Here is a 24079-nt window from a genome sequence, read left to right on the forward strand (position 1 = left end):
AATCTTAAATTCACTATGACAATTATCATTTATTTGGCTTGTTTTTTACAGAATCAATTTTATTGGTATTTGCAGAAACAGTATCAGATTTTATCTTTTCTCTCTTTTTAAAGAGATCTCTGAAAGAATTAAAACTTTTGCTGTAAACCACTCCAACTCCGTAACTTTGATTCGCACCGGCTGTTGTTGTCAGCCCGATATTGGATGGTTTGGAATAAGCACGGAACAATCTGCTGCCATTATTATTTTTACTCCAGTCATACTCAACAATTCCTTCTACAGAAAGATAATTGGCATTGGTATTTTCAGTTCGGGTAATTGGAACTCCTAATCCGGTTTTAAATTTAATCCTTGGCGAAAGCGCAAGACTCACATTGGTATTAGCTCTGTCGGAAGTATTAGAGTTTGGATCTCCGCTGATATAATCTAGATTGATCTGGAAAGCACTACTAATCGTATTAAGAACAGATCCCAGCTGTTTGAGGGCAACTCCGACACCCGTATTAAGAGCTGTTTGAGAAACATCAAACTTCAATCCCGAATTGACAACATTAAAATTATTAAGAACCAAAATAGATCCAAACTGAACTATCCTTTCATCATCATTACTCATTTTGCTCGCCAATGTTTCTCTTACCTGAGAAGATCCATCTGGAGCAGCCACTCCAAAAGCAATCTCAGGCTTAGTCAATGTTTCAGTAATCTTTGTAGTGAGAACTACATTAATAGGCTGTGTCAGAGTCATGCCAAGATATTCTCCGGCATTGGTAACGGTTCTTGTATAGTTTGCAGTGATATCCAAAGCTGGCGTCATTGGACTTCCGCTCCATTGGATACTACTGTTTCTGGCGATCTGGAAAGTTCTGTTCAGGATAGATTTTGAAACGAAAGTCCCATTATCAACCGTGTAAGTACCGTCCATTGTAATATTCCCGCTTCTTGCCATTTTGAATTTCAAATGCCGTGCATCTCCTCTTACAGAAATATCGCCGACATTATCGCCAACCAATACATTAACCAATGATCCTTTATCAATCGTTACATCAAAGTCAATCAACATATTAGCACCGGCTCTTTTCTTTTTTTCAACAGAAATTTTCCCTTCGTCATCACGTTTCAAAAATCGAAGGATCTTGAACTCTTCCACATTAGCCGTTGATGCGCTGTTAAATGTAAATGTACTGTTATTCAGAACTCTGAGGCCGTCATTAGGTGTCGAGATTTCCAATCCGGAAACAGGTCCGCTGACATAGACATCGCCTTCGGCAGTAACTCTTCCCCAGAAAAGATCATTATCATCTTGCGTAGAATTAAGAACCAACAGATTATCCGCACGCATAATCAGGTTGACACCCAACGAAGAAAGCGTTTCAAACTGAATAGAACCGGAAATACTGCCTCTCGAATTTTCTCTTCCGTCTCTGATCCCAATGTTGTTCAACAAAGCTAATCCTCTTGAAAGATTGATTACTGTGTCATCAAAAGAATAATCAACACCTGTAAACATCAGTTTCAGTCCAAACCCTTTTAAAGCAATATCACCACTGTAATCTATATCATTGGCAGGTCCGGATATTTTAAGATCTCCTGTTGCTTTTCCACGGAAATTTCCAAAAATTTCTTTTACAAATTGCTGGGCAAAACCAAGATCAAACTCATCCATCTTTGCATCTACATCAAAAATCATTTCAGAACCATTCGTATCTACAGTTCCGGTAACATCTAATGTATTTTTTCCCAATAAGTCTGATGACAAAGCCTGAACATTAACATCAAAAACATTCGGTTTTTCACTTTTGGTAATTTTAGCTTCAAGATTTCCCATAGCCTTACCATTCATGAAAATATCATTAACATCCAGATCAACCAATGGCTCCAGATTGTTACCTGATTTTTTAATCTGAATGGTTCCGTTGGCAGTTCCCTTTATATCCAAAGAATTATTATCCTTTCCAAAAGCAAGTAATTTCGAAATATCCAGATTTTTGACTTCCGCATCAGCAGTAAATTCTTTACCTGATTTGAAATCAGCATTCTTTACAAGAAGCTCACTTTCATCAGAATAAATTCTCAGGTTTTCTACCAGAAAATCTTTTTCCTTTTTCCTGTAAGTGATTGAATGATTGAGCTCTGGACTAGTATCAACTGTCCATGCCACATTATTGAATTTAACCGTAGTCGGTTCAAAACGAAAAACATAATCCTTGGCAGCATTAGTTGTTTGATTGATATTGACCGCATATTCTTTCATCTGTTTTGCAGTCTCATCATCAAGTGTACCCAACTTAAAAACCGTTCCTATATGCAAAACCTGCATATTCTCATTATTAGCGGTCAATTTTACATCCTGGAGAACGTTATTGCCATATTGTCCTCTTTTGATTGTCGCCAACAGCTGCTGATTAAGATCTGCAGTATTAACTCTCAGACTGAGACTATCAACCATAGCACTATCCTTCACTTTGTTGAGGTCCGGTTGATAAGTGGCATCTGTCTCGGCCAGGAATTTTTCCGCTTCGGTCAATTCCTTTTTGCTGGTCATCACATATTTGATTTGTGCAGCATCGGCATTCAGAATCAAATCATTAGTTTCTCCGGTATAATTTCCTGCAACCTTTGCGCCATTAGGCAACTCCAGGTCGGGAACAAAAAATGAAATCAGACCTTGTTTTACATCAAAATCGAAATCAAAATTCTGCCCGTTGTAAGTTTTCTTTGGTGGATTGCCAACCAGGATTTTATTGACACTATTCATGACCATATTGCCAATATCTTCAAGATTAAATCTCCCAGAAACTCTTCCGTTAACAGCACCTGGTGCATCAACGGAGACTATCCTGTTTCCATTTTCGAAATAAGCCTGTATTTTGGAATCCGGAATTTGCAATTTCTGAGCGTCTGAATTAAGGGTTAAATGCTTGATATTGGTATCAAGATTGAGATCATTCAGATTGGTCATAGAAACCTTCCCGGATATCAATCCACTTACTGAATTAGTATCACCAGCCGAAATGCCGAAATATTTCAGGTTTACATATTTGACATCCGCTGTAAAATCGGCCAGCAATCTTTTGGTGCTGAAATCTACTACTCCTTTGAAACTTCCCTTTGCATTAGGATCATTTGCCAGAACATTTCCCGTAAAACGTTTTTTATTGAGAACCCCGTCAATAGAAATGTTATTAAGGCTTTTACCCATCAGATCAATATGATTGACATCCGAATTCGTTTTGACATACATCGTATTAACATCGAAACCTTCCCCCTGAACGTTGAATTTTCCTGAGATCAGTCCGACTTGCTTATTCTTTGTCAAAGCTGTCACATTCAGATCTTTGACTTCAAAATAGCCTTTATACTTTGGCCGTTTCTTGCTATAATCTACAAGATTGAGATCCTTCATTTTCGCCTGACCGATTCCTGTAATGACGTTTCCTGTAGCAAAAATCTGTTTTGGATTGACTTTTACGGAGCCGTTATATTTCAACCTTCCGAAATCATCCGCGAAATTCCCCAACTTAGACGAAATGAATTTGGGAAGCGATGCTTTCAGGCCTTTGTAAGTAAAATCAGCCGAAACATCTTTACTTTCAATGAAAAACTTTTTGTCCAGAACACTGGAGATTTTCATTTTTTTTGTATTAAGATTAATGTCCTGTGAGCGGATCACAAATTGATTTAAAGTAAAATCATTCAATGGTCCGGTCATTGTACCAGAAATATTAATCGGCGTATAATTATCCCAGTCCACAACGAAATAACTCAAATCATAGCCACTGATCTGACTTCCCGGAACCATTTTCAAATCCCAGTTGACTTTGTTACCAAAATCTGCAAACTTTGTTTTTGGATCGAGGTTAAGAATAGCTTCTCCCTGTAATAGAGAATGATCTGTATTGAAAGTCAGATTTCCCAACTTCAAATGTTTTTTTGTCAGTTCAAAATTGGTGGAGAAAGTATCGACAATATGTTCTTTTCCGTAACGCTTGGTAATGAAATTAAAATTTCTGATATCAGCAAAAACATCAGCTCCTTCCACTTTCAGAGAAGTGACATTCAGGTTGACCTTTCTTGCATCAAGCCATCTTCCGGCCTCACCGGGATGATTTTCATTGACAATACTTGCAACTCCATTGATCAGGTCGATTTTCATCCCCATTTTGAAAGGCTTCTTTTTCGGATTTCTTGGTTTCCCATCATCAAAATTATCAACGTATCTGATAAAATTACTGATGCTATCGCCTTTGTAAGTGATAACCCTGATAACAGGATCTATAATTGTAGCCTGATTAAATTTGATATCCCTTGTATTGAAAGCCAGAGCAAACCAATCAGAACCTACTCTTAATTCTTTTGCCTTAACAAACTCATAATTTTTGTAATCCTTAAGTCTGAGACCTTTGATTGTCACATCTCCGAAAAAATTAACATCTATATCATCTATAGACATCCCCATTTTGAGATCTTTATTAAGAAAATCAATAGCTTGATTCGCTATATAACGCTTTGTTACCGGAAGGTTGATGATAATAAATAACAATGCAACCAGAATAATAATGGCATAAGAAACCGTACTCAGAATCCTTAGAAAAAGTGGACGCTTTTTCTTGATGACAGGTTGGTCAACGTTTGGTTCTTCGTTATTTGTATTTTTATTTTCTAACTTTGCCATCTATTATGAGCAGTTCAATTATTTTAGGTATAGAATCTTCTTGCGACGACACTTCCGCAGCCGTTATCAGGGATAGCAAAATCCTTTCCAATATTGCTGCCAATCAGGAAATCCACAACGAATATGGTGGTGTTGTTCCCGAATTGGCTTCCAGAGCGCACCAGCAAAACATTATTCCTGTCGTAGAAAAAGCTTTCTTAAAAGCAAATATACAACAAAATGAGATTTGTGCGATCGGCTTTACCAGAGGTCCCGGACTTTTGGGGTCGCTTCTGGTTGGAACATCTTTTGCAAAATCTCTGGCCATGAGTCTGGACATCCCTTTGATAGAAGTTAACCATTTGCAGGCTCATATTCTTGCACATTTTATTGATGATGCTAATCCTGCCCCTCCAAGTTTCCCGTTTTTGTGTTTGACAGTCAGCGGCGGACACACGATGATCGTTTTGGTTAAAGATTATTTTGACATGGAAATCATCGGAAAAACCATTGATGATGCTGCAGGCGAAGCTTTTGATAAAATTGGAAAAATCTTCGATCTCGATTATCCAGCAGGTCCAATTGTGGACCGATTAGCAAAAGAAGGAAATCCCAACGCTTTCCAATTCAACAAACCAAAAATGGAAGGTTATGATTATTCTTTCAGTGGAATTAAAACTTCAGTTTTATATTTTATTCAAAAAGAGGTAAGAAAGAATCCTGATTTCATTAAGGATAATCTGAATGACCTTTGCGCTTCTGTTCAGAAATCAATCATCGAAATCCTTATGGACAAACTGGAAAAAGCAGCGAAAGAACTTAAAATCAATGACATCGCGATTGCCGGAGGTGTTTCTGCTAATTCAGGTTTGCGAAAAGCGATGGAAGACAACCGTGAAAGGCTTGGTTGGAACATATTCATCCCAAAATTCGAATACACAACGGATAATGCTGCGATGATTGCAATGGTTGCCAAACTGAAATATGAACGAGGCGAGTTTACCGATATCAGGACAACGGCAACGGCGAAGTATGATTTATAGATATTATTAAAGTTATCTGGCTTTTCTTTTTTGGCTTTCCAGGTAATTTTCTACATAATTTTCATAGATACTTTTTAAATTCTCGCTCTCACCAGCAAAATATTTAACAGCATTTTCTGTAATACGTATGTGTTTTTTCAACATTACATTATAAATTATGAATTTATATGTCAGATATGCTGACAGACAAAGAGTCAGAATAAAGTTTGATACAATAATTTCCCAATTTATCTCATAAAAGTCCGAACTAAGATAACTCCTAACAGCATTATAAATCAAAAACAATATCGAAAGAACATTAATGGAGGCAATTATATAATTCAACACCTCATTTTTTCTAATTGCTAACAGATCCTTTCTGAACTCAGAAAATTCTTGTTCCCTGGTGTTGATACGTTGGATTTTAAATAGCTTATAATTACGTAATTCTTCGTTAATTTTCTCAGTTTCGGTCATTTGGTTTTTTTTATATTCGAATTAATAAATGTTAATTCAAATATAAAATAACTTTTTAATTTTTATATATAATTTTCCAGTATCAATATTTTTCGCAGTAACATGATGATATTGTAATTTTTATATCGAATCTTAAGTCATGCGTAATTACATATTGAATTTTGAAGTTTAAAACTTATTTTTGTATCAAAATAAAAAAGTTATGGCTTCAGGATTCTTTGCAATCTTAGACGATATTGGTGCGCTGATGGATGACATTGCTGTTACCAGCAAATTGGCGACTAAAAAAACTGCCGGGATCCTCGGCGATGATCTGGCGGTAAACGCGGAAAAGGCTACCGGATTTTTATCCTCCCGTGAGATTCCTGTTCTTTGGGCCATCACCAAAGGCTCTTTTATCAACAAACTGATTATTCTTCCTGTAGTTTTCCTTCTCAATTTTTTCTTTCCCGTTGCTATTAAAATCCTTTTGGTGATTGGTGGTGTTTATCTGGCGTATGAAGGTGTTGAAAAAATTATCGAATTTCTCTTTCACAGGAAAAAAACCAGTGGAGAAGTGATAGAAGAAAGTACTTTGGAAGAAGAAGAGGTTAATTCTGAAAAATCGAAAATCAGTTCGGCTATCAAGACCGACTTTATTCTTTCTTTGGAGATTGTTATCATTGCACTGGGAACTGTTATCGAAAAAGAACATCCGCTTATAGAACAGATTATTGTCGTTACTATTGTAGCATTTCTCGCAACAGTTGGTGTTTACGGCATTGTTGCACTGATTGTAAGAATGGATGATGCAGGTTTTTTCCTGATGAAAAAATCGGGAAACAAAGGTTTTTTCTCCAGCTTAGGACAATTTTTGGTCAAAGCGTTACCCATCGTTATCAAAATTCTAGGTGTTGTAGGAACTATTGCACTTTTGCTGGTTTCCGGCGAAATTTTTCTACATAACATCGATTATGTCCACCATTTGCTTCCGGAAAATATTCTTTCAAAATTCGGATTGGGAATTGTTTTTGGTCTGGGTGCAGTTTTGGCTATGACAATTTTCAAAAAAATAGTAGATTTAGTAAAACCTGCTAAAAAATAATAATGTAAATTAAAGTCACAAAAATCACAAAGTTTACAAATTCTTTTGTGACTTTTTGTGATTTTAAAATCAATTGATATGAAACTTTTCTTTGGACAGATTTTTCCGGAAATACAGATTGATTCTGATGAGCAACAGCACATCACGAAAGTTCTCAGGATGCGAGAAGGTGAAGAGATTTTCGTAACCGACGGTAATGGAAACATTGCTAATGGAAATCTTGTTTTCGAAGGAAAAAAAGTATCTTTAAACATTTCCGAAATCAAAGAAAATCTGCCCGGTTTTTCCCCGAAGCTTCATATCGCCATTGCGCCGACAAAAAACATTGACCGGATAGAATTCTTTGTAGAAAAGGCTGTAGAAATGGGAATCTCGGAAATCAGTTTGATTCTAACAGAAAAAACCGAACGCAAGAATATTAATATTGATAAACTACGAAAACAGGCAATTGCAGCCTCTAAGCAAAGCCTTCGATTCCATTTTCCGAAAGTCAATGATCTGACCAGATTTTCTGATTTCATTAAAAATCTGGATTCAGGCAACACGTTTGTTGCGCATTGCAATGAAAATCTGGAAAGAATTAATTTGAATGACATTCCAAATCTTGAAAGTTGTACGTTTTTAATCGGTCCGGAAGGCGATTTTTCAGATAAAGAAATCAAATTATTAGCCGACAAAGGCATCAAAGCTGTTTCTCTCGGCAATCAAAGACTGAGAACGGAAACGGCCGGAGTTTTCGTCGCTGCCTGGAATTATAATAAAATGTTTTGATCCTTAAAACAAGTTCACCATCAAGAAAAAACCAAGATTATTCTTGTTGTATTTTTCGGGACCATAAAAATCAAAATTACCTGCCAATCCAAACGTGAACTCTTTAACAGTCAATCCCGCTCTCACCCAAACATAACTTCTGGAATGAAAATCATAGCCTAAATTGTGACAATACAATCCCTGGATCTTGGTGTAGAGATTCAGTTTTTCATTTAATTCCGGTTTATATTCAGCTAAAGCAAACAATTCTGCATTCGGATTTTTTGCAATATCAACTCTTGGATTTGCCAATACGAAAACTTTAGAATTGGCATAAGTGTAAATAAAACCAGCGGAAGGCCGGATTCCGTCCACAGGATTGGCGAAAAATCCGGCTTCTGCGTTAAGTCCCTTTAAAATAGTGTAAGTCAAATGTCCCTGCAACATATAATCGCCGATTTTGGACTCGCCCCAATCTGTTTGGAAATTGACAACTGTATAATATCCTAATCTCGGTATGCTCTGGAATTTTTTATCTGCAACGAGTTGATACGAGAAACCCCGGCTTCCCACAAGACCTTCCATTATCACAGGTGGATTCTGGATTTTTGACGCTTCCTGAGCCTTAATAAAATTTGAGATAATTAGAAATAAAATTAAAATTGTAGATTTTTTCTTCATAAATATTGCTTCGAAAAAAGGACTGCAATATTAGGCAAAAAAAGTTTTCCTTTTCAGAAAGAATTTGATAGCAGAATATTTTTATTTTTGAGTTTAAAATCAATTCCAAAATGAAAGATTTATTCATCAAGCGATTTTTGTATTATAAAGAATTAGGCGACAAATCGTTTGCCCAGCTTTCTGATGAACAATTATTCTGGCAATACAATGAAGAAAGCAATTCTATTGCAATTATCGTAAATCACATTGCAGGGAATATGCTCTCCCGTTGGACTAATTTTTTGACGGAAGACGGCGAGAAAGATTGGAGAAACCGGGATTCAGAATTCATCAATTCTTTCAAAACAAAAGCCGAAGTTTTAAAATATTGGGAAAAAGGCTGGGATTGTCTATTCGAAGCTTTACAGCAAATTACAGACGACAATATCAATTCTACAATTTATATCAGAGGCGAAGCTCATTCGGTTTTGGATGCAGTTCTTCGTCAGCTGGCACATTATCCTTATCACATCGGTCAGATTGTTTACATCGCCAAAATGATGAAAAATAATGATTGGCGAACACTTTCCATTGCCCGAAACAAATCGGCGGATTTCAATCATGAGATGCATTCAAAATTTGGCTCGGGTCAGGAAAATTCATCCCCGGTTTGCTTTGCAAAAAGTGATGAAGTGAGAGATGATTATAAACCTGAATAACCTATGAAAACCGCCAATCCAAGCATTTGGGAAACCGAAACCTTTTATAGAAAACGTGACATTACCATTATCGGCTCAGGATTTACCGGACTTTGGACAGCAATTTCTATCAAAGAAAAATTTCCTGAAAAATCCGTTTTAATTATCGAACGAAACGCTATCCCAACCGGTGCTTCGACTCGAAATGCCGGCTTCGCTTGCTTTGGAAGTCTGACAGAGATTATTTCCGATTCCGAAAAAATGGGTTGGGAGAAAACTTTGGATCTAGTCAAAATGAGATTCGAAGGTTTGCAGAAAATCCAGAATTATTTTACTCAAGACGATATTGATTTTGAACTTTGTGGTGGTTACGAAATTCTGAATGATGAATCAGCTTTGAACAAACTGGAAGAAGTTAATGAAAGACTAGCTCCCATTACAAAAACTAAGCATACTTTTAGAATCGCGAATGAAAAGATTGAAGGATTCGGATTGAGGAAATCTGATTTTTTGGTTGAGAATCTTTGTGAAGGCAGCTTACATTCCGGAAAATTACTGAACAAACTTTTAGAAAAATGCTACGAGCTGAAAGTTGAGTTCTTATTTGGAACCGAAGTAGAATCAGTTTCAGAAAACAATTATGAAATCGAAATTAAAATTAATGACAACCTCATTCTAAAATCTGGAAAAGTCATCTATTGTACAAATGCATTTAGTTCTAAATTTTTGGAATCGGAAGAAATTATTCCTGCACGAGGACAGATTATTCTGACGGAACCAATAGAAAACCTTAAGCTCAAAGGAACATTTCATTATGACGAAGGCTACTATTATTTTCGGAATCTGGGAAACAGAATTCTTTTAGGCGGCGCAAGAAATCAGGATTTTGAGGCTGAAAAAACAACCGATTTTGACACAACACATTTTCTACAAAATCATTTGGAGAAATTTCTAAAAGAAGTGATTCTACCTAATCAGGATTTTAAAATCGCAATGCGCTGGTCAGGAATTATGGCAATGGGAACAGAAAAAACCCCGATTGTGAAACAAATTTCAGCGAGACAATTCTGCGCTGTTCGTCTTTCCGGAATGGGTGTTGCGCTGGCTCCTAAGATTGGAGAGTTGGTTTGTGAGTTGGTTATATAATTTTTAAAACGCAAAGTCCGCGAAGGTTTTTACCAATATTGAAAATATTTTTAAGTTCGCAAAGACGTAAAACTCATCAAAGAAATACAATGTACTTAAATTAATAATTTTCTCTCAGATATTTTTCCAAAATCATATCACCACTCGGAATAGAATTTTTCGCCCAGCGGATTTTCATTTGGAGTAATTTTTCTTCGGACAGTTTATAATCGATGTTAGATTTTATAAGTTTTTGTTTAAGTTCATACATACAAATGGCGGCCGCAACAGACACGTTGAAACTTCTTGTAAATCCAAACATTGGAATTGCTAAAGTTTCATCAGCAAAGTCCAATAATTCATCCGTTGTTCCCTCCCACTCTGTTCCAAAAACCAAAGCCAAAGGTTCTTCGATTTTATAATCAGGTAGCATCTTTGCATTGTTTTCTGCAGAAACTGCTACAATCTTATAACCTCGGTTCTTGATGTTTTGCAGAGATTCTATTGTTCTCGGCATTTTCTCCACCTCAACCCAAGTGTCTGCGCCTTTTGTTACTTTTAGATTGGGCTCAAAGTAATTTTCTTTCTCCATCGCCACCACTTTGTGGAACCCGCAAGCTTCCACAGAACGCACAATTGCAGCAGCATTTCTGAACTGATAAATATCTTCCATTACCGGCAGAACAAAATCAGAACTTTCTTTGGAATAATGTTCTATTTTTTGAAAACGTTCAGCTGTTAGGAATTGTTGGAGATATTCGTAAGTGGATTCTAAGTTCAAAGTTGTGGGTTTAAAATTGATGGTTGCAAATCTCGGTATTTTCTTTGTATAAATTGTAAATCTTTAACGCAAATTCCGCAAAGATTTTTTTGACATTATTGAAAATATTTTAAGGTTCGCAAAGACGTAAAACTCATCAAAGCTGACAAAAACCCTTTCAGAGTTTGAAACTCTGAAAGGGTTTATTAAAATAAAAAAAGCGGTAAAAAATTACCGCCTTTAATATTTATTTCTTTTTGTTTCTTGCTTGCTCCTGCATTCTTTGTTGCTCTTGCGCTTTCTCCATCATCTCTCTCATTCTTTTCTGGAAAGTCCCTTCTTTTTTCGGTTCTTTCTTTTTGTTTTCCTGGATCTGAGCGTGGATTTTTTTCTCATCTAAGATGAAATATTTAATCACCAAGATAATCACGATGTTAATCGCGTTGGATACAAAATAGTACCAGGACAGTCCTGATGCAGAACTGTTTAGGAAGAACAAGAACGTGATTGGGAAGATGTACATCAAGACTTTCATATTCGGCATCCCTTCCTGTTGTGGCTGTTGGATGTTACCGGAAGTCATAATGGTATAAATTAAAATCACAATAGTACAAGCCAAAGCAAAGATACTTAGGTGATTCCCCAGCAACGGAATATTAGTTCCCCAGCTGATAACATCATCATATGCTGTCAAATCCGGTACGAACCAGAAGCTTTTTCCCCTAAGATCCAGCATATTCGGGAAGAATCGGAATAGTGCATAGAACAACGGGATCTGAACCAAGGCCGGAAGACATCCCGCCATTTGATTCACACCGGCTTTCCTGTAGACCGCCATTGTTTCCTGCTGTTTTTTCATTGGGTCAGCATCCTTGAATTTGGCATTAACCTCATCAATCTCAGGACGAATCACCTTCATCATCGCACTTAGTTTGTGCTGTTTGAACATGACCGGAGACAAGATCAGTTTAACAATAATCGTCATCCAGAAAATTGCCCAGCCTGCTGCCAATCCCCAAGACGATAACAAATTGTACATTGGCATAAACACGTGGCGGTTCAGTGAACCGATGAATGACCAGCCTAACGGCAGAATCTCGTCAAAGTTCTTGTCATAAGATTTCAGCAAGTCCATATCCAACGGCATAAAATACCAGGTGAAATCCTGATTCAGCTCGTTGCCTGCCAGGTTAACCTGTCCGTCGTAATTGAACTTCTTCAAAAACTCCCCTTCCGGGATCGCTTCCTGATTACCTTTTGATTTGGTGAATCCATTTTTAGCTTCAAGAACTGCGGCGAAGAACTGTTGCTTTACACCAATCCAGTTCAAAGTTTCATCCGGCTCATCCATATCGGAACGGGCATCGTAATCGTAGTCTTTATAATTGTTGAACGCATAAGCAAACTCGGTGTGAGTCTCTTCCTGCGAACGTCCTTTTTCTGCGCCTCTTACATTATAATTCCAGACAAAATTAGCTTTTCCATCATTAACGATATTAGCTAAACCTTGTGTTTTAACCTGAAAATCTAACGTATATTTTGGTTTAAGTGTATAAATGAATTGTACAACAGCATTTCCAACTTTTGAACTCAAAGTCACGGAATTGCCGGAAACCTGTGGTGCAAATACCAAATCTTTTGTATTGAAAACTTTACCCGATTTATCCGTAAACTGGAATCCGTAATTGGAATTGTTATTATTGAAAAGATATAATGGCTTTCCGCCAAAAGCTTCAAATTTATTTAATTTAACAGAGCTCAACTGTCCGCCAACACTGGAAAATTCCAAAGCCAGTTCATCGTTCTGAAGATTAACTTTCTGAACCGAAGTCGGCGTTACTGCCGTTGCATTTAAGTTGGTTTCGGACACCTTTGCTTTTGCAGTCTGCTCTGTTTTCTTGGCTTGTGCAGCCAGTTGTTCCTGTTCAGCTTTTGCGTTTCTGTTTTGGAAATAAAACATAAAACCGATAAGAATCATAGAAAAAACCGCGAAGCTAATCAGCTGATTTTTATCTAATCCGTTATTCTGTTGCATTGATAGAATATTTAAAGTTTTAGGTTTTTAATTTGAAAGTCTTCGAGATTCTCAGACTGACAGTTAGAAACCTGGTTCGTTTTGGTCTGCAAAAATAGGATTTATTTTTCAGATTCCGTTATAAAGACGAATGGCTCAAGGAAATACTTTGAGCCATTCATTCAATTATTTTTTGTTTTTCACCGTAGCGCTAACAAACGCCTTGAATAAAGGATGTGGTGTCGCGACCGTACTCTTATATTCCGGGTGATACTGGACACCCACATAAAACGGATGGTCTTTCAGCTCCAAAGTTTCTACCAGACCTGTTTCAGGATTCAGTCCTGTTGGAATAAGACCTTTATCTTCGAAGTCCTTTTTATATTCACTGTTGAATTCGTATCGGTGACGGTGACGCTCCGAGATGGTTTTTGCTCCATAGACTTCTGCCAGTTTTGAACCTGGTTTCAAAGTACATTTCCAAGCACCAAGACGCATTGTTCCGCCTTTTTCCACTACATTTTTCTGTTCTTCCATTAGAGAAATCACAGGATCCGGAGTGGAAGTATCGAACTCCATACTGTTGGCTTTTGCTAAACCAAGGACATTTCTAGCGAACTCGATAGTCATAATCTGCATCCCTAGACAGATTCCCAACAATGGGATTTTGTTTTCTCTTGCATATTTCGCAGCCTGGATTTTCCCTTCTATTCCTCTGTCGCCAAAACCCGGTGCAACAAGGATTCCGTCCACGCCTTTTAATAGCTTTTCAGCTCCTTTCTCTTCAATATCGCCACTGTAAACCCATCTTACATTCACTTCGGTTTCCATATCGGCACCTGCGTGGATGAAAGCTTCCGCAATGGATTTATAAGAATCCTGAAGTGATACATATTTGCCAACCAAAGCGATTTCTACACTTTTCTTCGGATTTTTATACTTTTTAAGGAATGTTTTCCAGTCTTTCAGGTTAATCTCTTTTCCTGCAGGCAAATTCAGTTCTTTGAGAACGACCTCATCAAAATGCTGCTTCTGAAGGTATAGAGGGACTTCGTAGATCGTATCCATATCGATACATTCGATAACATTTTCCAGACCCACGTTACAGAACTGCGCCAGCTTTGAACGCAGATCTTTCGGAATGGTATGCTCCGTTCTGCAAACCAGAACGTCCGCCTGGATCCCACTTTCCATCAACTGACGGACAGAGTGTTGGGAAGGTTTTGTTTTCAGTTCTCCACTGGATGACAAGTAAGGCAATAATGTCAGATGGATGACCATAGAATTATTTTTGCCCAATTCCCATTGCAGCTGGCGAACACTTTCTATGTAAGGCAAAGATTCAATATCACCAACTGTTCCTCCAATTTCTGTGATGATAATATCATAATCTTTTTTAGACAGGATTTTGATTCTGCGTTTGATCTCGTTGGTAATATGTGGGATGACCTGAACTGTTTTTCCAAGAAAATCACCTTTACGTTCTTTCTCGATAACAGTCTGGTAGATTCTTCCGGTTGTAACGTTGTTATTCTGTGAAGTGGGAGAATCCAGAAAACGCTCATAATGTCCCAGGTCAAGGTCAGTTTCTGCGCCGTCTTCGGTCACATAACATTCGCCATGTTCATAAGGATTAAGTGTTCCGGGGTCGATGTTGATATAAGGGTCAAGTTTTTGTATGGTAACTTTGAAACCGCGGGATTTAAGAAGAAGTCCCAAAGAAGCGGAAACAATACCCTTACCAAGTGACGATGTTACACCTCCTGTTACAAAGATGTATTTCGTTTCTTTTTTACTCATTAGATTAGGTTTGTGCAAAGTTAAAGCATCTCAACCTAAAAAACAATTTTCGTTGAAAGATTAGTTAACCTGATCATCCTTCAACTTGCATATGTTCCCATCATACCTCACGTCCGGTTTGTATGACGTCTGCCTGTTGAACGATCCCTTCAAAGTCAAAATAAATCAAAATGGCCCTTCTTCTCCCGAAACCGATGCTGAGAATATACAATATCAAATCCCCTGCATATTCCGAATAATAATCATTTCCTAACAGAGAATATATCTCTTGCCTGGTCATTCCTTCCAGTACTTCCGGGTGCTTTATCACCAGCCTTATAATTTTTTTCATGATTGATGCCTTGTGTTTTATATTCCTATATAGTAATCTCTCAACCGTTCCTTATAAAAGAACAAATAAAGTTTTCTTTTATATAACCCCAAATAACAGCTTCCGGCAATATATACCATCTCGTTTTTTGTAATTCTTTTGTGGTTTCCCAAACGTCATTATAACCAATTCTTTTGACGCTCCTATCAGCTCGTCCATTACGACTTCTATTTCAAAAATTTTATGCATTTTTATATATGACTCCATATTATCATTTGAGCTTACTTTACATTTATATTCACAGCATCATTGTAAAAGCAGCCGGATATGTAAACACTACTGAATCTCCGGCTGCAAAAACTAAAATGATGTTATTATATATTGGTATCCCCAATAGCCTTGTATGAGGCATCCCAATACGGACGTATTGGACATCCGAATAGCCTCGTATTGGGGTATCCAATAAGGCAGACAGCCATTATACCACTGTAAGGGCCTTATCAAAGCCTGCTGTTCTGGGCTCTTTAAGAAAAATACTATTTGCTGTAAACTGCGTCACCACCTCCAGTGTATATGTTCCGGCTGGCAAAGCCGGGATGATCACGATCAATTCTGAGGGGTTATTGGTTACCACATCCGTTGCCTCTACCTGTGTACGGGCATTGTCCGCTGTGTTTACGAAGAAGATGCCATTGGCAGCATTATCCCCGGCAACCTTGATCTTGCTTCCGCTGATCTTCAGGTTACGTCCCGGTGTCAGCAGATCGTTCACGGTGCCACTTTTCACATCTTTTACCTGAAGAATCACAGACGATGCATCTGCAACCCCGAGGATGCTGATCTCGATGTTTGGTATCTCCGCTCTCAGCTTTTCCCCCTGATTGAACTGGAACAGGATGCTTTGCTTCTGGCTATTGAATGTTTCGGTAGGACTGTCGAACACGCCCCGGATCTGTGTCCCTGCGGTAAAGTAACCCGTATTAATGGAAAATCCGTCGCACAGCTGGTATGCCATCTCTTTCAGGAACAGCTCCGTAGCGTGCTCCATAGCTGCAGCCGTGATATCGGCGCCGCCACGGCTGACTGCTGCCTGGCAGATCTGCTTGACATTGAGTGAGCGCTCGCTAACGGTGCGTGCGATGAAGTCGTTCGGGTTGTCTTTTGTCAGTACGTTATCATACAGATAAGCCTTGATCTTGTGTAATATCATGCTATTAATAATTAAGGGTTAAAATGTTTAGGTTGAATATTTGTTTTTTATATTGTTATTTACTGATATTATGTTTGGTATTGATAAAGAAAGCATCTGTTTGTCAGGTTGAGCAGAGTGTAGCGGTGTCGAAACATCTTTCGTTTTTGTAAGAACTCCTTCTCTTTTGTTAGAGATCCTTCGATTCCGCTACGGAACTACGTTCGCAAACTTCGTTACAAGCTGTGCTTGCTCCTCATTTGTACTCAGGATGACAGCGTTTTGTCATGTTGAGCAGAGCGTAGCGTCGCCGAAACATCTTTTGTTTATGATCTTCTTCTCTTTTGCTAGAGATCCTTCGACAAGCTCAGGATGACAAGACCTTCGAAACCGATATTGTTGTGTGCCTATGGGTTTATTTGTCTTCATTTATTTTAAATTAGGGTTTCCAGAAGCTCCATACAGTTCCGTTATAGACTGCAAGCTGTTTTTTTGTGGTGTCATAGGCCATCATTCCCGGTGCAGGGTTGATGATGTTAAGGTGTGGGCTTGCTACTCTTGGCAGGATCATGGCTTTATCGGTATCGGAAAGGACAAGGATTCCGGAGGTGCTGTTGGTTGCTCCGTCTGTTCCTATTACGGTTTTTGCATTTGCCAGTTCTGTTTTTGTGGATTGTATGGACAGATCAGCCTGTCCGGTTGTATCTACAGAGAGGTCAAACCAGCTTCCGTCTTTCAGATATTTTACCTTATGATCTGTGGCATCATAGATGATGGATCCGTTTTCCGTGATGGCTGTTTTGTTCTCTATATAGGGCAGGATGAGCCCTTTGTTCTCAGCATCGGTAAACTCCAGAGACACGGATGTATTGGTAACCGATTGTTTTCCTATTGCGACCTGAGATTTTGTTGCAATTGCAGAGAGCAGCATTGCAAATATTAGAATATTACTTTTCATATTGTGTGTGTTTTATATGTCCTTTTTACAGGGAGGTTGTGTTTTTATATAATTGTCTTAGAGATCCTTCGGTTCCGCTTCGCTATCCCCTTTGTATTATACAAAAGGATATGTCGATTAGATTATTATATTATACTTTTTTAAAAATTTCTATTCATCACTGTTATTACTTTTATTGTATAGGTACAGAAGTAATATCAAACTCATCAATACTACCGCTAAATGACGCCTGTACACCCTGGACATTATCCTGAGCAAACACATAACCAGCTAAATCTACACTATATGTACCCGCAGCCATAACAAAAGAGCGGCTTCCATTTAAGAAAAAAAAGCCTGATGTATAACTAGACCCTGCGTTTGTAAAAGGAACAGTACTTCTTATTAAAGTATTCCCCACAGTATAAGGGCTTCCCCCTGGTACAGCAGCCCAATCTAATCTAACCCCAATTTGTTTAGAAGTACCATCTGATAAAAGCCCTCCATTTTGTCTTAAGATATTTCCAACACCTACAGAAAAGGAAAATGTAACCATTGATCGACTAGTGAGTGTAAAAGTTTTTGTCGTCAGTATCTGATTACCTGAGACACCATTAATAGACGAAACTGTAAAATTTGTAGGAGTAGCATCTACCCCATCTCCTCCTGCCAAAACGGTTGATAGATACGCAGGTGCCCAGGTAGAGGTGGTACTATTGTACACCATGGTTTGTCCTGTACCGGTTCCATTTGTGAGCCCAAGAGTATATGGGCTGGCTGTAGTGCCGGACCCGGATCTTGCAAGTCCGCCATTTGCAGTAGGTCCGGTTACTTCATTTCCTATCACACCATCCACTTCGGTATAATTTCCATATATCTTTTGCCATACACTCCCATCGAAATAATAATACCCTATTGCATTAATATTTATTCTTTGCCCCAAGGCATCACCTCCGGAAACATCTGTAATATAAACGAGTGCTCCTTTTTGGTTGGTACCATACGTTGCCGTACTGGCAGTAAGCTCTGCACGGGTAAGGCGCGGTGCCTGCAACCCGATCAATTGGGTGTTATCCGTTATATTCCCGCCGGAATCTCTTTTGGCACTTACATCCATTGTAGAATTCGGAGTTGCTGTATTTACTCCGACCTGTGCTGAAACTGTTATGTTCAGGAATAGAAGTGCTGTTGGTAGTAATATGAAATTTTTCATCTGTTTTTTATGATTGTTTTTTATTTTGTTAGGCCTTTTGACGAGCTCTGGATGACAGTGCTTGTCATGTTGAGCAGAGCGCAGCGGCGCCGAAACATCTCATTTATTTAATCCGGGCAGGTTTGCGTAGTTATACAATACCATCCGAACGAAACGCCGTTATCCTTTGTGGTGTACATCTTCAGGCATTTGTTGGTGGTATCATAGACTATCATCCCTTCCACAAAGTTGGCAGCTGCTATGCCCACAGGATTTCCTGATGCATCAAAAGCTATTCTGTTGGGTACAAAAGCTTTGGTTTTCGCTTCTAGGGCAATGTGTCCGCCTTTTCTTGCCATTGGCCAGTTATCCGCATCTGTTCCACCAGCTCTTCCAAGGGAAGTAATTCCTACTTTGGTGTCTAAGGCAGTACCCACCGTAATACCCGGTTTGTAGCAAAATGATGAAGTCTCTGCACCACATACCATCACTATCGCTGTAGCATAAGTATAAACATTTTCATTTGTATTGGTGCTGGTGCCATCTCCCATACTACCGCTGATTCTGTGCCCTACGTAACCGAATTTATTAGCATCTTTTTTGATATTGATGGTCGTGTGTCCTCCCGTTTCCACCGCAATCACCTCATCTGTTACTGCCAAACCATTTGCATTGGTGCTGTTACCCGGCATGTAAATAGGATCATAAAAAGTATTTGTAACCGGAGCACCAATCATTAAGCCACTATTAGATCCCCAAGCCCACTGTTTGTAACCATTGGTTAATATGTTAATAGCTGCAGTGTAACCATTAAAACATTGTGAATGTTCATTTGGAGAGATCCATACAATATTGCCTAAGGTTCCGATGCCTTGCCCGTACTGGTCGGTCATTTTTTGAGGTTGCACCCAGCTGGTTCTGGTTATCGTAGTACCATCACCCAACTGTCGGTTAGAATTGTCCCCCATACTGTATACATTACCGTTTGCAGCTAATAAATAATAAGTTTGTGTTGCTGTTGAATTTGCTTGAGTCATCCCGATCATTTTCGGGGTTACCCCTGCAGGTTTGGTTACTTCAGTTGCATACGTTCTGTTGGCAGCAGCCAATCCATCGTTAATATATGTACTTGTACCCCAGGTATAGAGCTTACCACTGGAAGTTAAAGCAAAGATTACATTGGATGTACCACGCATAGCCACAACGTTTTCCAGATCCGGGTTACCCGTATCGGCTGTTTTTACACGGTGCCAGATGATATTGTTTGCAGCGTCTTGTGCCGTCCCATCTCCATTTTTAGATCCGTTAAAAGATAATACCCATGCCTCTCCTGTGCAGGTGGTAATGGCCAATGTTCCGTATGAACCGAACATCATCTTTACCTGTTGTGGCAATACTCCGGCAGGTAAACCATCAGCTTTCCCATTCACGGCGATTTTGCCGAAAGCAGTAGTATTTTTAATAGTGGAACTGATCAATATATTAGTATCGCCCCATATATAGAGACCATCGGTAGTTAAAACTGCAAATTGCTTATAAAATCCTGATGTAGTAGTATCACTACCAGCAGCAACTCTAAGTATTGTTCCTGTATAATTAAAACTATTAGCCGGTGTGATGTCTGTTGGTACCAATAAATGTCCTGTTCCATCAGGAGCGCTTCCCTGTCCCCATACTTTAAAGGTTCCGTTGCTTTCTTTAACTATAGTCGAGTGGAAAATTGAAACCATATTATCATACTCTATGGTATTGGGATCTGAGCTGTTTACGTATGTATTGGGGTTACAGCCACCAGCACAACAAACCACTTCTGATACAATCACTGCAGAGCTTACCGTTCTTGGTCTTCCTGATGCTACTGTAAAGAATGCATAGTAAGTACCTGCACCTACCGTTGTAATATTGGTCATTACAGGACTGTTTACATCATTGGTGGCATGCCATTCTATTTGGGAAGGAACTGCTTCCAGGTTGGCATTGTTCAGGTTGGCAGTTGTAGTCCCTGCGCAGACGGTTATATTTGTTACATTAGGAGCAATCTCTGCAGCACATACTGCAACTATTGCTGTACTATAACTGTAAGCACTAATATTCTGATCGGCGGTACTACCATCGCCCATACTACCAAAAACTCGGTGTCCTACGTATCCGAATTTCTGAGATCCTTTTTTGATGTTCATACTGGTGTGCCCCGATGTTTCAACTGCAATGATCTCATCCGTTACTTTAAGCCCATCAGCTGCAGCACTTCTACCCGGCATATAAATGGGGTCATAGCTACCTGTTCCTGAAGCCCCGATCTGCCACCCACTGTTATTACCCCAAGCCCACTGTTTGTAGTCATTTGTCAGTACATTAATAGCACTTCCATTAGGACTACCTATTTCTTTGTGATGCTCATTAGGTGAAATCCAGGCAATGTTTTCTAAAGGTCCAGTACCTTGCCCGTCCTGATTGGTCATTTTTTGTGGCTGCACCCAGGTAGTTCTGTCAGTATTCGTTCCGTCCCCCAATTGTTTGACATCATTGGATCCCATACAATATAACTTTCCATTGGTAGCTAATAGGTAGTACGCTCTTGTTACCGTTCCCCCAGACATCCCGATCATTTTTGGAGTAACACCAGCCGGTTTTGTTACTTCTGTGGCATAAGTTCTGTTGACAGCACCACCACTGTTAATATAAGTGCTTGTACCCCAGGTATAGAGCTTCCCGTCAGAAGTTAAAGCAAATAATGCGGTAGACATACCACGCATTGCAACTACGTTGTTAAGTTCCGGATTACCTGGATCGGCAGTTTTTACACGGTGCCAGATGACATTATTTGTAGCATCTTGTGGGGTGCCGTCTCCGTTTTTATTACCATCAAAAGAAAGCACCCATGCATCACCACTACAGGTAGTAATTGCCAATGTTCCGTACGAGCCGAACATCATTTTTACATCCGAAGGGGTTACCCCAACTGGCAGACCATCGGTTTTACCATTAACAGTAATCTTACCGAAAGCTGCAGTATTTTTTATGGTAGAACTTATTACTACATTACTAAATCCCCATGCATACAACCCGTCTGTAGTTAATAAAACATGTTGATGTTGCATACTGGTTGTTGTTATATAGCCTCCTGTTGCTTTAAGAGGCGTACCAGTGTAAGTAAAGCCATTGGCTGCTGTTATTGCTGTAGGAACATATAAATGTGATGATCCATTGCTGGCTGTACTCTGTCCCCATATTTTAAAAGTACCGTCACTCTCTTTAACTATAGTAGAGTGGTAAGTTGAAACAATATTGTCGTACTCTATGGTATTGGGATCTAAGCTGTTGACGTAAGCGTTAGGGTTACAGCCGTTAACACAATTGTTGGCAACGGCAGTGATATTGACATCATCTGCGCTGATACACGTACCAGTAGTAATGGTCCATCGGAAAGTATAAGTACCTGTTCCATTAAGTCCCGTAACATTTGTGTTGTAAGCTGATGGTGTCACTATAACCGGATCAGCAGCACCGGAAGGTTTAGATACCAGAGTCCAGGTACCGGTAGATACTGCTCCCGGATCATTACCATTAAGAATGGCTTGTGTTGTTCCTGTCAGTGCTTGATCCGAACCTGCGTTGGCGTTGACCTGCGGAGAGACGAATATAGAGAATTGCCCTTCCATAGATGTACCGGAGCATGCATATTCCTGATCCAGAAATGGTGCTGATATTGTAGGAGTTGCTTTTATTTTAAAAACATACTCTCCGGGCATTGTCAGGTTTCCAATAACTGATGACGTGGAAGTAAACGAAGCCGAAGGAGCTGTTGGTGTCCCGGATCCTACCGGCTTAGAAACCAAAGTAAACGCATATTGACCATTAAAATCCTGGAAATAACTGCTGTTAACAACTCCTTTATAGACTGCCGGTAATGGTATGGTAGCCGATACTATACCGCTTCCGGGGTAGCACACTGTGGTATTAGGGACTGTTACATCTGGTCTGGCTCCATCTGATATATGTAAATAATAATACTGAACAGTGGAAGTACATGATCCGTTAGTTGTAGAGATCCCGATCCTATAAGTTCCTACACTCCATCCACCAGCGGGAGGGGTAAGGGTGACGCTTCTGTTACTTGTACCGGCACCAGCGGTTGTGATAGCCGGAGCGCCTCCCGGAGGAATAGCACCTGATATTGATATGTTTGAAGTATTGGTTACAGGGTCGCTGGCATTCAGTGTGTATAAGAAAGTAATAGGTGCGGTTGTCCCTGCCTTATTACACTGTACCTCGCCGCCTGTTCCGCTATTTCCTCCATAGATCATCATTTGCTCCGGCCTTGATGGGACAAGGAAACTTACAGCACCGGGAGGAGTACCATTTTTAGTAAAAGTAATCTCAGGTGTAGTGTAGGTTCCAGAAGAGTTGGTAACGGTTATAGAGAATTTATATGTTCCTGTAACATTAGCCCCTGTGAAGAACAGTCTGCCGTCCTGTATCATTGAATATTGTATATTCCCTCCGGCAGGCTGGCTGTTGACGTTCATTGTAACGGTGGTTCCATTCCCCGGATATCCGGCTCCTCCAGGGTAGTTTGTACCAAATATGGGTGAATTACTGCTAAGAGTTATGGTGTTGGTTGTACCGCCAAAACAGCCAGAAAGGTTTGGCACTATGATTTGCGGATTCGGTATAAAGCGGACAATTGCTGTATCCTCATACCAGCAGTTAGGATTATTGACAGATGTAATCCTAAGTGTTACTACATAGGAAGGATCGATGTCGTGATCGGCTTTTTTAATCAGGCTAAAAGTGGTGGTAGCCGATGTAGTAGAGCTGAACTGTGAGTTTTGAGCAGTTTTTGTTCCTCCGGATCTTTGATACATCCAAAGATTATAGGCAGACCAGGATGCTGTGTACCCTGCAGGTACCACACCATTTAATGTCACTGTTCCTGTTGTTGCATTCACATTAGTAATGTCTGGTCCGGCGGTAAAACCTGTTGTATCTCCCGGCGCGGTAATGGTGACCTGTGAGGTACCACTGCCGGAGCTGCAGTTTTGTGCCATCTGGAACACATAGTTTCCGGGGAAGGTCATCCCCGTTACATTAGGTGTATAGGAATTGATGTTGCTGATAACGGGGTCAAGTGCGCCTGCCGGTTTGGATACAAGCGTCCAGGTGGGATTTCCAACCGTGGTGCCCGATGCGCTTCCCTGAAGGGTATAGGATGTACCGCATATCGTGGCATTACCCCCGGCATTAACGGTGCAGCTCTGTGCATAGAGCATCCTGTTGCCCAGAAACAGCAAGAGAACAAGCAATAGGTTTTTTGCCTGTTTTGTTGTTAGTTTAGTAGTGTTTTTTTTCATTATGCATTTGTTGTTTATTATTTGATTGTTTTGTAGAGATCCTTCGGCAAGCTCAG

16 protein-coding genes are annotated in these 24079 nt (G+C 39.5%); 5 read left to right on the forward strand and 11 right to left on the reverse strand.

Going from position 1 to position 24079, the window contains the following annotated elements; translation table 11 throughout:
- Positions 1–25: 25 nt before the first annotated feature.
- Positions 26–4672: a translocation/assembly module TamB domain-containing protein gene (locus AC5P2S_RS13795; protein ID WP_494555273.1), complete on the reverse strand. Its 4647-nt coding sequence runs from the start codon at positions 4670–4672 to the stop codon at positions 26–28.
- Positions 4673–4677: 5 nt separating this feature from the next.
- Between AC5P2S_RS13795 and tsaD the strand changes: the two genes are divergently transcribed.
- Entirely contained in the window at positions 4678–5694 is a 1017-nt protein-coding gene (gene tsaD, locus AC5P2S_RS13800; protein ID WP_283416496.1) for a tRNA (adenosine(37)-N6)-threonylcarbamoyltransferase complex transferase subunit TsaD, read from the forward strand.
- A gap of 12 nt (positions 5695–5706) precedes the next feature.
- Here tsaD and AC5P2S_RS13805 read toward each other — a convergent pair whose 3' ends face one another.
- A complete protein-coding gene (locus AC5P2S_RS13805) occupies positions 5707–6150 on the reverse strand; it encodes a hypothetical protein (protein WP_283416495.1) in 444 nt (147 codons plus the stop codon).
- Between the two features lie 202 nt (positions 6151–6352).
- On the opposite strand from AC5P2S_RS13805, the gene AC5P2S_RS13810 reads away from it, so the two are divergent.
- Both AC5P2S_RS13810 and AC5P2S_RS13815 read left to right on the forward strand, forming a co-directional pair.
- On the forward strand, positions 6353–7234 hold the full coding sequence (locus AC5P2S_RS13810) for a DUF808 domain-containing protein (RefSeq protein WP_283416494.1): 882 nt from the start codon (positions 6353–6355) through the stop codon (positions 7232–7234).
- 78 nt (positions 7235–7312) lie between these two features.
- Positions 7313–8005: an RsmE family RNA methyltransferase gene (locus tag AC5P2S_RS13815; RefSeq protein ID WP_494555274.1), complete on the forward strand. Its 693-nt coding sequence runs from the start codon at positions 7313–7315 to the stop codon at positions 8003–8005.
- Positions 8006–8008: 3 nt separating this feature from the next.
- On the opposite strand, the gene AC5P2S_RS13820 is transcribed toward AC5P2S_RS13815, so the two are convergent.
- Complete coding sequence (locus AC5P2S_RS13820; RefSeq protein WP_494555275.1) at positions 8009–8665, reverse strand: hypothetical protein; 657 nt, start codon at positions 8663–8665, stop codon at positions 8009–8011.
- 110 nt (positions 8666–8775) lie between these two features.
- Here AC5P2S_RS13820 and AC5P2S_RS13825 point away from each other — a divergent pair, with 110 nt between their 5' ends.
- Positions 8776–9363 carry a DUF1572 domain-containing protein gene (locus AC5P2S_RS13825; RefSeq protein ID WP_494555276.1) on the forward strand — a complete coding sequence of 196 codons (588 nt, stop codon included), beginning with the start codon at positions 8776–8778 and terminating at the stop codon, positions 9361–9363.
- A 3-nt stretch (positions 9364–9366) separates the two neighbouring features.
- Positions 9367–10488, forward strand: a complete 1122-nt coding sequence (locus tag AC5P2S_RS13830; RefSeq protein WP_494555277.1) for an NAD(P)/FAD-dependent oxidoreductase — start codon at positions 9367–9369, stop codon at positions 10486–10488.
- Positions 10489–10588: 100 nt separating this feature from the next.
- Here AC5P2S_RS13830 and AC5P2S_RS13835 read toward each other — a convergent pair whose 3' ends face one another.
- The 8 genes from AC5P2S_RS13835 to AC5P2S_RS13870 form a co-directional block, all read right to left on the reverse strand.
- The gene (locus AC5P2S_RS13835; protein WP_494555278.1) at positions 10589–11248 is read right to left on the reverse strand and encodes a TrmH family RNA methyltransferase; all 660 of its coding nucleotides are present in this window, start codon (positions 11246–11248) and stop codon (positions 10589–10591) included.
- Positions 11249–11474: 226 nt separating this feature from the next.
- Complete coding sequence (gene yidC, locus AC5P2S_RS13840) at positions 11475–13262, reverse strand: membrane protein insertase YidC (protein WP_283416487.1); 1788 nt, start codon at positions 13260–13262, stop codon at positions 11475–11477.
- Positions 13263–13427: 165 nt separating this feature from the next.
- Positions 13428–15041, reverse strand: coding sequence for a CTP synthase (pyrG, locus tag AC5P2S_RS13845; RefSeq protein WP_494555279.1), 1614 nt, complete (start codon positions 15039–15041; stop codon positions 13428–13430).
- A gap of 100 nt (positions 15042–15141) precedes the next feature.
- The gene (locus AC5P2S_RS13850; RefSeq protein WP_494555280.1) at positions 15142–15351 is read right to left on the reverse strand and encodes a hypothetical protein; all 210 of its coding nucleotides are present in this window, start codon (positions 15349–15351) and stop codon (positions 15142–15144) included.
- A 478-nt stretch (positions 15352–15829) separates the two neighbouring features.
- Positions 15830–16561, reverse strand: a complete 732-nt coding sequence (locus AC5P2S_RS13855) for a DNA-binding domain-containing protein (protein ID WP_494555281.1) — start codon at positions 16559–16561, stop codon at positions 15830–15832.
- 418 nt (positions 16562–16979) lie between these two features.
- Positions 16980–17498, reverse strand: a complete 519-nt coding sequence (locus AC5P2S_RS13860; protein ID WP_494555282.1) for a phage tail-like protein — start codon at positions 17496–17498, stop codon at positions 16980–16982.
- Positions 17499–17670: 172 nt separating this feature from the next.
- Entirely contained in the window at positions 17671–18690 is a 1020-nt protein-coding gene (locus tag AC5P2S_RS13865) for a phage tail-like protein (protein WP_494555283.1), read from the reverse strand.
- 107 nt (positions 18691–18797) lie between these two features.
- Positions 18798–24023 carry a PKD domain-containing protein gene (locus AC5P2S_RS13870; RefSeq protein ID WP_494555284.1) on the reverse strand — a complete coding sequence of 1742 codons (5226 nt, stop codon included), beginning with the start codon at positions 24021–24023 and terminating at the stop codon, positions 18798–18800.
- Between the last annotated feature and the right edge of the window lie 56 nt (positions 24024–24079).

It is taken from the genome of Epilithonimonas sp. 33E (assembly GCF_059372615.1).

Bases quoted from the DNA above. Each gene is read 5' to 3' on its own strand.
- AC5P2S_RS13795 (WP_494555273.1), bottom strand. From the start codon at position 4,672: ATGGCAAAGTTAGAAAATAAAAATACAAATAACGAAGAACCAAACGTT.
- tsaD (WP_283416496.1), top strand. From the start codon at position 4,678: ATGAGCAGTTCAATTATTTTAGGTATAGAATCTTCTTGCGACGACACT.
- AC5P2S_RS13805 (WP_283416495.1), bottom strand. From the start codon at position 6,150: ATGACCGAAACTGAGAAAATTAACGAAGAATTACGTAATTATAAGCTA.
- AC5P2S_RS13810 (WP_283416494.1), top strand. From the start codon at position 6,353: ATGGCTTCAGGATTCTTTGCAATCTTAGACGATATTGGTGCGCTGATG.
- AC5P2S_RS13815 (WP_494555274.1), top strand. From the start codon at position 7,313: ATGAAACTTTTCTTTGGACAGATTTTTCCGGAAATACAGATTGATTCT.
- AC5P2S_RS13820 (WP_494555275.1), bottom strand. From the start codon at position 8,665: ATGAAGAAAAAATCTACAATTTTAATTTTATTTCTAATTATCTCAAAT.
- AC5P2S_RS13825 (WP_494555276.1), top strand. From the start codon at position 8,776: ATGAAAGATTTATTCATCAAGCGATTTTTGTATTATAAAGAATTAGGC.
- AC5P2S_RS13830 (WP_494555277.1), top strand. From the start codon at position 9,367: ATGAAAACCGCCAATCCAAGCATTTGGGAAACCGAAACCTTTTATAGA.
- yidC (WP_283416487.1), bottom strand. From the start codon at position 13,262: ATGCAACAGAATAACGGATTAGATAAAAATCAGCTGATTAGCTTCGCG.
- pyrG (WP_494555279.1), bottom strand. From the start codon at position 15,041: ATGAGTAAAAAAGAAACGAAATACATCTTTGTAACAGGAGGTGTAACA.
- AC5P2S_RS13855 (WP_494555281.1), bottom strand. From the start codon at position 16,561: ATGATATTACACAAGATCAAGGCTTATCTGTATGATAACGTACTGACA.
- AC5P2S_RS13860 (WP_494555282.1), bottom strand. From the start codon at position 17,498: ATGAAAAGTAATATTCTAATATTTGCAATGCTGCTCTCTGCAATTGCA.
- AC5P2S_RS13865 (WP_494555283.1), bottom strand. From the start codon at position 18,690: ATGAAAAATTTCATATTACTACCAACAGCACTTCTATTCCTGAACATA.
- AC5P2S_RS13870 (WP_494555284.1), bottom strand. From the start codon at position 24,023: ATGAAAAAAAACACTACTAAACTAACAACAAAACAGGCAAAAAACCTA.